Source organism: Paraburkholderia sp. 31.1, from assembly GCF_014397645.1.
Classification (GTDB): Bacteria; Pseudomonadota; Gammaproteobacteria; order Burkholderiales; family Burkholderiaceae; genus Paraburkholderia; species Paraburkholderia tuberum.
Map to the genome: position 1 here is coordinate 68,771 of NZ_VZQN01000032.1, position 12,733 is coordinate 81,503.

General features: G+C 61.2%; 19 protein-coding genes. 15 read left to right on the forward strand and 4 right to left on the reverse strand.

Annotated elements, in window-relative coordinates:
* Positions 1-2 precede the first annotated feature (2 nt).
* Positions 3-224, reverse strand: a complete 222-nt coding sequence (locus F6X37_RS23875; protein WP_187612979.1) for a DNA-directed RNA polymerase subunit alpha C-terminal domain-containing protein — start codon at positions 222-224, stop codon at positions 3-5.
* On the reverse strand, positions 221-442 hold the full coding sequence (locus F6X37_RS23880) for a hypothetical protein (protein WP_187612980.1): 222 nt from the start codon (positions 440-442) through the stop codon (positions 221-223). Before F6X37_RS23880 ends, F6X37_RS23875 begins: the two co-directional genes overlap by 4 nt.
* 426 nt (positions 443-868) lie before the next feature.
* Between F6X37_RS23880 and F6X37_RS23885 the strand changes: the two genes are divergently transcribed.
* The 7 genes from F6X37_RS23885 (at position 869) to F6X37_RS23915 (ending at position 4,716) form a co-directional block, all read left to right on the forward strand.
* A complete protein-coding gene (locus F6X37_RS23885) occupies positions 869-1,720 on the forward strand; it encodes a hypothetical protein (protein ID WP_187612981.1) in 852 nt (283 codons plus the stop codon).
* Positions 1,707-2,189: a hypothetical protein gene (locus tag F6X37_RS23890; protein WP_184063971.1), complete on the forward strand. Its 483-nt coding sequence runs from the start codon at positions 1,707-1,709 to the stop codon at positions 2,187-2,189. The genes F6X37_RS23885 and F6X37_RS23890 overlap by 14 nt, the downstream gene beginning before the upstream one ends.
* A gap of 72 nt (positions 2,190-2,261) precedes the next feature.
* Positions 2,262-2,459, forward strand: a complete 198-nt coding sequence (locus F6X37_RS23895; protein ID WP_187612982.1) for a hypothetical protein — start codon at positions 2,262-2,264, stop codon at positions 2,457-2,459.
* Between the two features lie 47 nt (positions 2,460-2,506).
* Positions 2,507-3,406, forward strand: a complete 900-nt coding sequence (locus F6X37_RS23900; RefSeq protein WP_187612983.1) for a hypothetical protein — start codon at positions 2,507-2,509, stop codon at positions 3,404-3,406.
* A 61-nt stretch (positions 3,407-3,467) separates the two neighbouring features.
* A complete protein-coding gene (locus F6X37_RS23905) occupies positions 3,468-4,004 on the forward strand; it encodes a hypothetical protein (RefSeq protein ID WP_187612984.1) in 537 nt (178 codons plus the stop codon).
* Positions 4,001-4,492: a RusA family crossover junction endodeoxyribonuclease gene (locus F6X37_RS23910; protein WP_187612985.1), complete on the forward strand. Its 492-nt coding sequence runs from the start codon at positions 4,001-4,003 to the stop codon at positions 4,490-4,492. Before F6X37_RS23905 ends, F6X37_RS23910 begins: the two co-directional genes overlap by 4 nt.
* The gene (locus tag F6X37_RS23915) at positions 4,489-4,716 is read left to right on the forward strand and encodes a hypothetical protein (protein WP_184063986.1); all 228 of its coding nucleotides are present in this window, start codon (positions 4,489-4,491) and stop codon (positions 4,714-4,716) included. Before F6X37_RS23910 ends, F6X37_RS23915 begins: the two co-directional genes overlap by 4 nt.
* Before the next feature lie 626 nt (positions 4,717-5,342).
* On the opposite strand, the gene F6X37_RS37055 is transcribed toward F6X37_RS23915, so the two are convergent.
* Positions 5,343-5,741: a hypothetical protein gene (locus F6X37_RS37055; protein ID WP_262420001.1), complete on the reverse strand. Its 399-nt coding sequence runs from the start codon at positions 5,739-5,741 to the stop codon at positions 5,343-5,345.
* Here F6X37_RS37055 and F6X37_RS37060 point away from each other — a divergent pair.
* The 8 genes from F6X37_RS37060 (at position 5,728) to F6X37_RS23960 (ending at position 11,145) form a co-directional block, all read left to right on the forward strand.
* Positions 5,728-5,988 (forward strand): HigA family addiction module antitoxin, encoded by a 261-nt coding sequence (locus tag F6X37_RS37060; protein ID WP_316251994.1) that lies wholly within the window; start codon positions 5,728-5,730, stop codon positions 5,986-5,988. The two genes, F6X37_RS37055 and F6X37_RS37060, sit on opposite strands and share 14 nt — an antisense overlap.
* A gap of 1 nt (position 5,989) precedes the next feature.
* On the forward strand, positions 5,990-6,424 hold the full coding sequence (locus F6X37_RS23930) for an antirestriction protein (RefSeq protein ID WP_187612988.1): 435 nt from the start codon (positions 5,990-5,992) through the stop codon (positions 6,422-6,424).
* A gap of 207 nt (positions 6,425-6,631) precedes the next feature.
* On the forward strand, positions 6,632-7,273 hold the full coding sequence (locus F6X37_RS23935; protein ID WP_187612989.1) for a hypothetical protein: 642 nt from the start codon (positions 6,632-6,634) through the stop codon (positions 7,271-7,273).
* Positions 7,221-7,955 (forward strand): ParB/Srx family N-terminal domain-containing protein, encoded by a 735-nt coding sequence (locus tag F6X37_RS23940; protein ID WP_187612990.1) that lies wholly within the window; start codon positions 7,221-7,223, stop codon positions 7,953-7,955. Before F6X37_RS23935 ends, F6X37_RS23940 begins: the two co-directional genes overlap by 53 nt.
* Complete coding sequence (locus F6X37_RS23945; RefSeq protein WP_187612991.1) at positions 7,952-8,683, forward strand: cupin domain-containing protein; 732 nt, start codon at positions 7,952-7,954, stop codon at positions 8,681-8,683. Before F6X37_RS23940 ends, F6X37_RS23945 begins: the two co-directional genes overlap by 4 nt.
* Positions 8,680-9,882 carry a phosphoadenosine phosphosulfate reductase family protein gene (locus tag F6X37_RS23950; RefSeq protein WP_187612992.1) on the forward strand — a complete coding sequence of 401 codons (1,203 nt, stop codon included), beginning with the start codon at positions 8,680-8,682 and terminating at the stop codon, positions 9,880-9,882. Before F6X37_RS23945 ends, F6X37_RS23950 begins: the two co-directional genes overlap by 4 nt.
* Positions 9,863-10,432: an IbrB-like domain-containing protein gene (locus F6X37_RS23955; RefSeq protein WP_187612993.1), complete on the forward strand. Its 570-nt coding sequence runs from the start codon at positions 9,863-9,865 to the stop codon at positions 10,430-10,432. The genes F6X37_RS23950 and F6X37_RS23955 overlap by 20 nt, the downstream gene beginning before the upstream one ends.
* Before the next feature lie 50 nt (positions 10,433-10,482).
* Complete coding sequence (locus F6X37_RS23960; protein ID WP_187612994.1) at positions 10,483-11,145, forward strand: hypothetical protein; 663 nt, start codon at positions 10,483-10,485, stop codon at positions 11,143-11,145.
* 96 nt (positions 11,146-11,241) lie between these two features.
* On the opposite strand, the gene F6X37_RS23965 is transcribed toward F6X37_RS23960, so the two are convergent.
* Positions 11,242-11,550, reverse strand: coding sequence for a hypothetical protein (locus tag F6X37_RS23965; protein ID WP_187612995.1), 309 nt, complete (start codon positions 11,548-11,550; stop codon positions 11,242-11,244).
* Positions 11,551-12,733 lie beyond the last annotated feature (1,183 nt).

Sequence of the window (12,733 nt, forward strand, 5' to 3'; positions counted from 1 at the left end):
GTCTATTCCCTGAGTGAAAGACCGCGTTGCGTCAGCGCGTCCGCAACGGCCCGAACAGAATCCGGGCCAACGTGCGTCATCAGCAATAGGTCGCGCGCGCGACGCTCGCACAACTCGCCTATCGACGTGATACCGGCCGCACGAAGCTGGTTGGCGATCCGTACCGACAGGCCAAGCTCCGCAATCGGCTGCCGGGCAGGCAGCGAAAAGTCGAATGCGCTCATTGCTGCGGGTCCGGCAGGACGCGGACGAATACTGTCCACAGACCCGTTTCGATGTCGCGATACTGGCCGGTGATGACCGGCGCCCGGGCCGAGCGGATCGAGTCGCGGATAGTCAGCGCGTGCCCATAAGCTGCTTCGCTATCTGGCGACCGGATAATATGGTTTTCTCCGCCTTCTTCATGCGGAATTGACCAGTGTTCGATAAATGCGGTTGACACAATTCGCTCCGTGCCGAAATAACATGGATCGAAAGATAGGCGTCAAGCCGGGTTGAATTCAAGAAAAAAGCGAAAACCCACCGCCGCAAAAAAGATTATCAGTTGCCGCTTTCAGAACGGCCGTTTAATTTTTATTTCCATATCCATCAGCGGCTTGCGCAGCGGGTGTCGAGGATGAATTTACATAACCTGACGATAATGGTTCAAACATCCAGTTTTCCTAAGTGAATGCACCTATCCCCTTGATTTTTTATAAAAGACGTCTGTGTACTTCCATGCACTTACATGCACTCTTAATACAAGTAAGCGTAATTGACGGGATGCTTTTTTACGCCTAATTTTTAGTCCGTGAATTCAGCAAAGGAATTCGTCATGCTTACTGCGACAGACGATTTTCCCGGGGCGACGACACCGTAGGACGACGCGATGAATCCAGCGGACCAGGGAGCGCGCCTTACCGGCTCGGACGGCAAGACGTACCCGCGTAGCTACAGGGTCAACCGCGACGCGATCCGGCAGGCCATCGAAGCCGATCCGACCGCGACCAACACGGCGATAGCCAGGGTGACCAGCGCGTCACGCGATACGGTTATCGACGTGCGCCGGAACATGACCGCCCGCGCCGGGGCACTGGTCGATGCACGCTACGTCGCGATGTGTACCGCCATTGCGGAATGCCATCGCGTCGATGAAGTGAAAGACCTTCGCGATAAGGCGCTCGCGTTCGAAGTCTATGCAAGGCAGGCGAAGAACACCGACGCCGAACGCAAGGCCTGCGCGATCCGCCTGCGCGCCGAACGCCGCGCGGGCACGTTGCTGACAGAGCTTGCACAGGCGGAATTGCGAGCGATGCCGAAGACGGCGAACCCGACCGGAAAAACCCTAGTCGTAGGCAACGACAAGGGTTCCTCCGTCGCAACGCTCGCTGACCTGGGAGTAACGCGGGACCAGTCATCAAAGTGGCAAAAGCTGGCGACGATCCCCGAACGGGAATTCGAAGACGCGTTACGCGATCCCGCGAAGAAACCAAGCACGACGGCTCTTATCCGGGACATCCACAACGATGTGGCGGCGACGATCAACCGCATCCCTGAGGATGTTCTGTGGATATGGGGCCGTGTGCGCGACTTCGAGAGCGACGGGTACCTCTCGAAGAATCCCACCGCGATCTATGACGCGATGACGGACGTCATGCAGACCGACGTGCGGCGCATCGTACCGGCGATGGCCGGGTTTCTGTGCGCGATGCTGGAAGGGGCAAGCCATGACGGGACGTAACACCACGCCGCAACCGGCAGGCGGCGCACGGGAAATCATCGTCCGTGCGGTCCGCAAGGCAATCCTCGAACTAGAAGCCGAAGACGTTCAGCGCGTCGAATGCAACACGGTTGCAGATCGCGCCCGTACACGACTCGAAAGCGGCAACGAATCCATATGCGCGAGGTACGGCTTCATGCAGTACCTGCTCGATGTCACGCGCCGGGAACTGGCGCGCAGCTACGGCGCGGAGTCACACGAGACACGGGCGATACAGGGCGACTTGTACACAGGCACGTTGCAGGCGCGTTATCCCGTTCCGCATCAGCGCGGCGAAAACCCGCAATACGTGCTGCTCGATCTCCTTACACCCGAACAGGTCCGTTGGAATGCGCGTCAGCATCGCAAGGTCGGGCGCGCTCACTTACGACACGCGGATGCGCTCGACGCATTCGCCCGTACAAAGGCCAGCGGCAGCAATGCGGCCTGACCCGATGGTGCAACCATGACTGATTCCAGAATCGAAGGAAGTTTCGCTCTCCGCGTCCCAAGACGCGCACTCATGCTGGCCGATTATGAGCGCGCGGCGCGCGTCGTACTGCGTGACGCTGAAGCGGTCACACGCTGCATAGGTGGCCGTCTGGCAGAGCTGCGCGAACAGGACGCGCGAGCCCGCGCGTTGCTGGCTGATAGCTCTGGCTTACCGGCCTGCGCGTTTCTGCTGGCACTCGGCGATGCGCTGCAGGATCGGCAACCGTAAGCGCCCGCTCGCAGTGGTCAAAAGCATTTACACACTGAGGCGGACCAATGAAACGTCCCTCGTTCCAGTTCTATCCGGGCGACTGGACTTCGAACGGCAAACTTCGCCGCTGCTCGCACTCGGAAAAAGGAATCTGGATTGACGTGCTGTGCCTGCTACACGACCAGGAGGATTACGGCACGGTTCGCTGGCCGTTGAGGGACATCGCCCAAGCGGTGCATTGCACGCTCGCCGCGCTGCGTATGCTGGCCGACAAGCGAATCCTGAAAGGCGGCGACGTGGGTGAACCTGTCGAGCCTTATGTCTACGTTCCCCGTTCGGGACGAAGGGAGGGAACGCCTGTCGTTCTGGTATGCGAACAGACCGGGCCAGTCTGGTATTCCTCGCGGATGGTCAGGGATGAATACGTGCGTACCATTCGCGGCAATTCCTCGCGCTTTGGTGCTGCTGAGGGTGACGCACCAAACCCCGCACCAAAGCCCTCCTTAGGTGACGGCTCTTCATCTTCATCTTCTACTTCATCAAATGCAAAGACAAAAACCGCGCGCGGAGCGCGCTTCGACGCGCACGCGCGTCTTGTGTCGCTCAGTGTGGAACCTCAGATCGCAAGCGACTGGCTGACCCTGCGCAGCGGCAAGCGTCTGAAACCCACGGAAACGGCCATTGCTGGCGTTCTGCGGGAAGCGCAATCGGCTGCCTTGTCGCTAAACGACGCACTGCGCATCTGCTGCACGCGTGGCTGGGGCGGCTTTCAGGCCGAATGGCTGCTGCCTCGCTCGAACGGTGCAACTGGACCGCCGTTCGCGCGGCTCAGCCCGCGCGATGTGCGCGAGGCACGCGACCGCGAAATGATCGCGGCGCTAACCGGGCGCGATGCGTCGCGCCCGCCCGACGTGTTCGACCTTGCCCCTGAGGACGTGCGCGATGTTCCCGACCGATCAACCTGAAACCCGCGGCGAATGGCTGTTTCGCCAGATGCACGCGATCTATGGCGCGCGCTTCGTGGCGATGTGGCGCGGCGTCGATACCAACGATCTGAAACGCGTCTGGACGCACACGCTTCAGGGTGTGCCAGCCGAAGCGCTACAGGCCGGCATTGTCGCGCTCTGCGATGTGCCGCATCTACCGACGCTGCCCGAATTCCTTGAACTCTGCCGTGCCACGCGCCGACAAGCCGCAGCAAGCAGTCCGCCACGTCTCCCGCAGCCCGACCGGGCGGACCCGGCGAAGGTAGAAGCGTGCCTCGCACGCATGCGGGAAATTCTTGCGCCGCTCGCGAATCGCCGGCCCTCGCCGCAATGGGCCTTTGAGATGTTGCTACGCGGGTGCGCAAAAAACGGCGCACCGCTCACCTATGAAACGAAGCGAATCTCGATTGATGCCGTACTGTCGCCAGCGGGCCGCGCATATCTGGACGACGCGCCTGCAGAGAAACGAGCGCAGTACCGAGCCGTTTTCGATGCCGCGTTCCAATTGCGCGGCGGCGTGCTGCCCTCGCGTGTACCGGGCGAAGACGACGAAGAGCCGCATGAGGCCACGGTGTGAACGCGATTGCCTTCACGATCCTGGGCGAGCCCGCTGGCAAAGCGAACAGCCGCGAAATCGTCTCGCGCCGCTATCGCGATGACGCGAACCGCATCCGTTCGCGCCCGATGTCGATCAAGTCAGACAAGGCGCGCGCCTATGAGCGCTACGCGCTGCGGCAGATTCCGCCGCTGTGCCGCGTGCAACTGAGCGGCCCGGTACGCGTCACGCTGCGGATTTTCTACGCGTCCGAACGGCCGGACCTCGATGAATCCGTGATTCTCGACGTGCTGCAGAACCGCTATGCAAGGGTGAAGGCCGGTGGTGCAAGCGTGCGTGAACTGTTACAGGCCGGCGTCTACAGGAACGACAGGCAGGTGCGCGAGAAACACGTCTATCACGGCATCGACCGCACCAATCCGCGCACCGAGGTCGTCGTTGAACCGCTTGCAGCACAGCAGTGCGTGCTGTCGTTCGCGCACGCGCTATCGATGGAGGCCATGCCATGAACCTGCGACAGAGAGAGGTCAGAGTGATCCGTTCCGACCAGATGCGCCACCGCGCATTGCACGACGCTGCACGTTTGCGCGAAGCGCTCGCGCTGATTGCCGACCTCGCGGAAGGCACGACGAGCGCGCTAACGCTGCCCGATATCGCGCGGATCGCACGCGCCGCGCTGGTGGGTGCGGAACCAGCGGACCCGCGTCAGCAATCCGGTGCGGTTACACACTGAGTGGGAAAACCATGCACAGATTTCCAGTTGCCGAATGCGCACCGCTTGTGAGTGTCACGCTGGCAGCTCAGGTGCATGCCGAAGCGATCCGCCGCGGCGGTGTCTGGAAAGCACGGGCCGATGAATGCGCCGCGCTCGCGGTCAAATGGTATGGACGCAGGCCATGCAAGGGTGAGGATTTGTAGACCGTGTTTGGTGAAATTTTTCGTACTGACAGGACGTAACCATGCACCGTTGTCCGTGGCCCGGTTGCGGGCAGATCGTCCCGCGCAATGGGTGGGGTTGCCGGAGACACTGGTACGCGCTGTCGAACGATCTGAGAGCGTGGATCGGTCGCGCATACCGTCAGGGAATCGCGCGCGGCGACCATCCTTCGCGCTCGTATCGGGACGCGCACCGCGCCGCGCTCGAATGGATACGGGAGCAGACCAACGGGGCGCGATCAGCCGCGTATCAAATCTTGCCAGCGGACACTAAATCCTCGCCGCCCCGGTTGCAATCCTCGCCCATCAACGCGGCATCCTCGCCGCCTCGGAAGAAATCTGAGTCTGGCCGAAGTTTGCCTCTGGACAGGCCTGCGCGGTCGCCTTAAGGTGGGTATGCAGTTGTTTGTAATTACCCACTTATTAGATAGGATTCCCGATGAAATCGACGAAGACCACCACGAACCACGCCGCAACGAAAGCACCGGTAGAACAGGCAGCAACGAAAGCACCGGCAAAGAAAACGATGGCCGCGAGTGTGGTTGAGCCGAAGGCAAAAACGACGGTGGCGGCGAAGTCGGCTGCAAAAGCTCCGACGACGAAGGTCGCGCCGACGCCCGCCAAGACTCCCGCGATGAAGGCCGCGCCCGCCGTCAAGACGCCCGCAGCGAAGGTCGCGCCGACGCCTGCCGACAAGACCTCGGCAACGGTCGCGCCGACGCCGCCTTCGTCGAGCCAGTCCAGCGGTGCAAAATCTCTTCCACAGACGGCGGGCGCAGCGCTCGCTGCGCGAATCGCCGACGCGCGCGTGACTGAAGTCAAGCTGGCGAAAGCGATCAGCGTTGCGCCGCGCCGTATCCGCGAGATCATCGAGGGCAAGCGCCGGTTGACGGCTGATACGGCAGTTCGCCTCGCGGTGTTCTTCGGTGACGATGCGATGACCTGGATGGGCTATCAGCTTGCGTACGAAATCGCGCAGGAGACTCAGGCGCTCGCCGACGTGCTCACGTCGATCGTTCCCCTGGCGCGCGTCGTGCAGGCCCCTGTCGTCGCTTTCAAGGGGGCGTGAGATGGCGAGGAAAAAGCCGAGCGGAATCGTTGCGAAGCTGGTCCCTGAGAGTCGTCGCCTGAGGTTTCTCCCGAAAATGATTGGCAGATTTTTATGGCCTGTTGCAGAGAACCTGATGTACTCCTACGCGGGCAAGCTGTCGCCAGAGTATGCGCACGGGGCCTGGAATTTTTACGAGCTATCGAACGGCAGTTTCTATCTTGCGCCCTGCGCGCCCGAACGGCTGACACTGAGAATAGAAGGCAATCAGTTCGACGGAGCAATGAGCGCTGACGCGGCCGGAATCACAATCAGTCTTTTCGTACTCAACCGGCTGATATGGACGATCCACGATCAGGGCGGCGACTATGACGACCTGGTTGACCGGTATTACGCGCTACGCGAGTACGCATGCGAGCATGACGAGAACTCGCTCATCCTGAGGGCTATCGACTAGCGATCTGGCGCACCAGTCCAGGCCCGCCGAGCGCAAGCCTGAGCGTTCCTGACGCCAGGCGCGCTGGTGGGCCGGATTGAAATTTCTTGACAACCGGCAAAAACAGTCGAATATACGCAAAGATTAGTAGTCGCCGAACTGCACCCGGAACCCGCCTCGAGCGGGTTTTTTTCGTTTGCGCGCTCGGTTTTCCCACACGGCTTGCCCATGAAAGACACCTATTGCGGCGCAGCAGCAGCGCTGCGTGACGCGCTTTCGCACGCGGTTCTGCGTGGAGGCGCTTCCTCTCTCTCGGCGCTACACCAGTCGGCTCCCGGCGATGACGTACTGACCGGCACCGATGCCACCGCGCAGGCCGCGCGTATCCGTTACCGGCTGGACCGATTGACGGATTTGCAGCGCGCGCTGCTCGTAGTCAGCTACGCACCCCAAAACATAACCTGCGCGTGCCATCGTCCCTGCTGCGCGGGGCACTATCCCAATCCCGAATGGTCGGGCGCGCTCGCTCAGATCGTCGCGCACACTGCGCCGCTCTTCACCGGGCACGTCCCGAATATCCGTTTGCGTTCCGCGCTGGTCGCCAACATCCTCACCCATACCGGCGAGACACAGGTCAGCCTCGCGCAGCGCTGCGGCGTGCACCGGCAGACCGTTGCTGAACATTCCGCGATTCTCGGTGCGACGCTGAGCGGGACGCGGCAGAAAAGCGGTGAGTTCGACGCAGCGTTCGGGCGCATCGATGCGCTCCTGCGCGAAGCGGGGATCGTACGCGACGAATCCGCATCAGACGTCACGAATGAAGAAACAACCGCCCTGGCCTGCCGACAGCGTGGAGCGCTGGCCGCTTGAGCGGCTGCAGCTTGCGACGCGCAACGCGCGTAGCCATCCACCGGAGCAGGTGGAGAGCCTTGCAGGCTCACTGCGTGAATTTGGCTGGACGATTCCCGTACTGGTAGACGACGCCGGGGAGGTCATCGCCGGACACGGACGTCTGCTCGCCGCGCGCCAGATCGGGCTGGACGATGCGCCCGTAATCGTGGCGCGGGGATGGAGCGAGGCCCAGAAGCGCGCCTACCGGATTGCGGACAACAAGCTCGCACTTAACGCATCATGGGACACGGAACTGCTCGCGCAGGAGCTTCAGGCACTCACCGCTGAGGGCTTCGAGCCGGATCTGCTCGGTTTCTCCGACGCTGATCTTGCGCGGTTGACTGACGATACAGACAGGCTCCGGCTCGATCACGCCGCACAGGACGCCGATGCCGCAGACCTGACGGAATTCGGTTTCGCAGGCGCGAACGCCGATACGCACGATCGGGCTCCTGTCAGTACAGCCGCCGACGCTACCGTCAGCCCTGAGGGTGTTTCGGCCGTGAGCGATGCAGGCGGTTCGCTCGCCGTCTTTTCCTGCATGGTCCGGGTAGCAGACCGTCAGATTCTGTTTGACGCCATTGCCCACGCGAGGACGCGCGGCGCAGCCGATAGCGGCGCGGCGCTGGTACTGATCGCTCGCGAATGGTTGAACCCATGACCGCACACGCGCCAACTCACGCCTTCACAGCTTACGGCTGGCAGCATGGCTATCTGGCTCACGCATTGCAGGCGTGGACAGAGGACCTCGCTATGACTGAGCCGCAGGCGACCCATTTCGGCTACGTGCATGAGGGGGCAGCGCGCCTGCAGCACAACGGCCATGCGTGGATGCTGCACGCCGGCCAGTACTTCTGCGTCCCGGGCCGGTTCACGCTGTCTGCACGGAGCAGCCGCGGAGTCATCATGCGGCGCGCTGGCTGGCGCGGCCTGTTCATGATCGGCGGTCCCGTCGAACACCGGGGCCGCCTGCGCTATATCGACCAGTGCAGTGATACCACGCTGGTTCAGCCGGTTCGCCGCGGCGATCCCTGTCTGAACCTGCTGTACTTCCCCGCAGGCGTTTTCCAGACCGCACACACGCATCCATCGGACCGGCTTGGACTCGTTCTCTCAGGGCGCGGGACGTGCGTCGCACGTAATGCGGGCGCTGATGCCCGGATCGCGCTCGAAGCGGGAATGATTTTCTGCATTCATGCGAACGGGCGTCATCACTTCGCCACCGACCGGGGCGACGAAATGCGCGTGCTCGCGTATCACCCGGATTCCGATTGCGGGCCTACCGACGACGATCACCCGATGATTAACCGGACCATCGTGGACGGCGTATCAGCGCGCAACCTCGCCGCGATCCGCACGACCGGCGACGCGACACTGGAACGCTCATGAGCGGCAAGGCGCGTGTGACGCTGGACCGGCATTATGTGGACGATACTGTTCACGATGCGGCGCTGGAACGTATCCGGCATCTGTACAGCCGGTTCGACCGGATCGTCGTCTCGTTCTCGGGCGGGAAGGATTCGACCGTCGTGTTGCATCTTGCGCTCTCGGTCGCGCGCGAAACCGGACGCCTGCCGCTCGAGGTTCACTTCTATGACGAGGAGTGCATATCGCCCGACACCGAGGACTATGTAGGGCGCGTGCGCGCCCAGCCCGATATCGCGCTCACCTGGTATTGCGTGCCCATCAAGCATCGCAACGCCTGTTCGCGGCAGCAGCCGTACTGGTACTGCTGGAACCCCGATGAGCGCGACCTGTGGGTGCGCCGGATGCCGTCCTGCGCTGAGGCGACGATGCCGGGTTTTGCCAGGGGAATGATGATCCCCGATTGTAGCCACTTGCCATTCGCGGGCCAGTCGCAGACAGTCGCGATGCTGCGCGGCATCCGCACCCAGGAATCATTGCGCCGGTTACGGATGACAATGCGGACGCGCGTCGATAACTACATTCATCAGAGCCCCAACGCGCGCAACGTCTGGTTGTGCGATCCGATATACGACTGGCGATTCGAAGACGTATGGGTCGCGCCGTCGTGCTTCGGATGGGACTACAACCACACCTATGACCGCTTTGAAGCGATGGGACTGGCGCATGCCCAACAGCGCGTCTGCCCGCCGTTCGGCGAAGAACCGCTCAACCTGCTGCATACGTGGGCGATCTGCTATCCCGACCTGTGGCACCGGATGACGGCGCGCGTACCGGGTGCCGCAACAGCCGCGCGCTACGCGCTGACCGAGCTTTACGGTACGCACCTGCGCGAGCCGCCAGTAGGACTGACATGGCGGGAATGGACCTGGCGGATCATCAATCTGTACGATGAGCCGTGGCGCTCACGCGTCGCGCTCTCACTGCGACGTGCCGTCGAAACGCATCAGCGCAAGACGAAGCGGCCCATTGACGACACAAGAGCCGACCCGATGAGCGGCGTGTCCTGGCGCGCGCTCGCGCAGATCGCGCTCAAGGGTGACTTCAAGAACCGCAAGGCCGGCGGGCTGGTCACGCTGGCTGGAGCCGAGCAGAAGCGGCGGGGGCTGACGCTCGAAGAACTGCTTGCAATGGAAACCGACAATGACGGTACCCGCTATTGAGTCCGCTTCGCCGCTGCCGGATGACGTGCGCGGCGCTATTGAACGCGCTGCCGTCTCACGCGTGAAGTGGGTACATCGCGATTGCGTGCGGGCGAACGACTACAACCCCAACCGGGTTGCGCCGCCCGAACTTGAACTGCTGGTTCTCTCGATCCTAGAGGACGGCTTCACACAGCCGCTGGTTGTGCTCAGGGACGGCAGCGGTTATCTGCTGATTGATGGCTTTCATCGCTGGCTGGTGTCGGACGATGCTCGTATCCGCGAGCGGTACGGCGGCTTCGTGCCGGCTGCAGAGATTGAAGCCGATCCGGTACACCGGATGATGTCCACCATCCGTCACAATCGCGCGCGCGGCACTCATGCCGTTATCCCGATGGCCGGGATTGTCCGCACGATCCTTGAGGCAGGCGTACCGGTCGCGCAGGTCGAACGCGGCCTCGGCATGGAAGCGGAAGAAGTGGATCGGTTGGCCGACCGTTCCGGCATGCCTGAGCGGGTCGGAAAGCGGCTTGCAAAAGAGGCTTTCGGACGCGCGTGGATTCCGTCATGACGGCGTAAGTACTCATGCTTGAACTATCGATCAGCTCGAACATTGAGGCCGTGTCGCGCAAGCTCTCAGCGCTGGCTTATCGGCAATTGCCCTTTGCCGAAGCACGTACGGTCACAGAACTGGCGAAGCTCGCCGCCGACGCCGAAAAGAACGCACTACCGCAAGTTTTCGACAACCCGACGCCCTTTACCGTCAACTCCGTTGCGGTTCAGGCTGCCCGAAAGGGACGTCCCGTTGCGCGCGTCTATATCCGTGACCGCGCCGCGCAGTATCTTGCCCCTTATGAATTCGGCGGCTTGCAGTATCTTGGCGCGAAGCCGGCGAACCTCGTTCCGGTCGGCGCATCGGCGAACCAGTATGGCAACTTGCCACGCAACGCCATCCGCAAGTACATGGGACGGCCTGACGTGTTCATGGGGCCGGTCAAGACCAAGCACGGCACTATCTACGGTGTATGGCAGCGCCCGTTTCTGCGCGAGGGTGCGACCGATATTTCAAAGAGTGTCCGACAGCGTAAAAAGCTCCGTGGAAGACACGCGCTCGCAGCGGACGTCAACACGACCGGCCGCCTTCGTTTGCTGGTTGAGTTTCGCGCGCCGGTTGAAACGAAGAAGCGGCTGAGGTTTGGCGAGCGCACAGAGGCGGTCGTACTGGCGAACTTGAACCGCGTTTTCGGGCGCGAACTCGCGCGGGCCATAGCATCGGCGCGATGATTGTTTGGACTGGGTCGGCAGCGATCGACCTAACGGACACCTGCCTTTTTCCGGGATCGATCAGACACATGCATTCGGCACATGGCGGTCGCCACTTCACTTCGTCTGGCTCTGAGCGGAATTTTTAGGTGTCTGTTTCAGGAGAATGCGACGGCACTCCGTCTCGGCCTGCCTGACGGAAGCAATCAATTCTTCAGCTAAGTGGGACCACTGCTGCTGATACGGTTTGAAACGCTCACCGGATCGGTGACGTTGATCCATGAAGTTGAGACACTTAAGAACAATCTCATTCTCCAAAATACGAATCAAGCTGACTGCCTTGGCAAGGCTGTCCGCGCACGCCGGTGAGACCGCGGCGAGGTCAGCAATGTCACCGGGCGTGACCCTCGAGGTCAATGCTGACATCAAGATTCTCAAGTGCCTCTCATATGTCTTGTTTCTGGTACCCGACGGAGTGGCAAGATTAGCTTGAGCTGTGGGCAACTCTCCCCTCAGGGCTGATGCGTCAACTAGCATTTGTGAGAGCATAGGGGCCATTGCTACAGCTACGAGATGGGCCCGACGCTTTTCCAATTCTAGTCGTAGGCGGTCTTGTGTCCCCGCCTCTGCAAGAGCGACGCTGACCGCCTTGAATGCCCCGAACGCTCCTGTCGCCGTAGCACACGCGGCAATCGCTGTCGCGAGTGCGCCCGCCGCGCTGGCAACCGCCGAAACGATGTTCCAATCAGTGCCAGGTCGGTGTAAGAAGTAAAGGACAGCGACGACAAGCCACACGAGGACCGCGAAAACGTAACATACGACAACAAGCGCAATGAAGCCTTCTTTTGAACGCATCTATAGTCGCTCACGTCGCTGTCAGGCACCGGGTCACTGGCAAACCGCCGGGCGCCAGACGATTCCCCAAGCAAGAGCGCTTGCCTCCAGAAGGAGACCGGAGGCTATGCTTTCACGCCATAGTTGCCGACCGCTAGCGATGGGACGTAAAACGTCAGATCGCCTGCTTCTCCAAATCGCAACCCCGCTCCACCGAAAACCAGCGTAGCTGACTCGATAGTGCTCTGCGGTGCGTCGCTGAGACTGGGCGCCAAGTCGACCGGAAACGTTACTTGTTCCCCCGAAACCAGTTTTAAAACCACGCTTCGGCCGTCGACATGTACCTTGGTCGCGTAACAAAGGCTCTCGCGCTCCCCACGTTCTAAGGCGTCGCGGTACTTCGAATTCCCTGCATTCATGGCTGTTATCCTCCAGGATCACACAGGCTATTCACGCAGCGAACAGCCTTGGCCTCGATTACTGCTATCAGTGCGTCGTCCTTCACATCCAAACCCGCGATGGACAGCGTTTTGACGGGTCCACCGGGACAGTTGAAATCAAAGATGATATGCCCTGGACCGAAATGATGCACTTCGTCCTTGACGACAGGATCAGGATTGGCAAAACGAACGAACTCTCTGCACATCTGCGTAGCCCTCAAGACCTCTGCTCGAACCTTTCTAAGCAAGTGACGATCCTGCTTGATCGATTTTCAGCAGAGTTGGTCCATGTATGTACGCTAAGCATCTTAAGACATGAAATACACGATGAACAA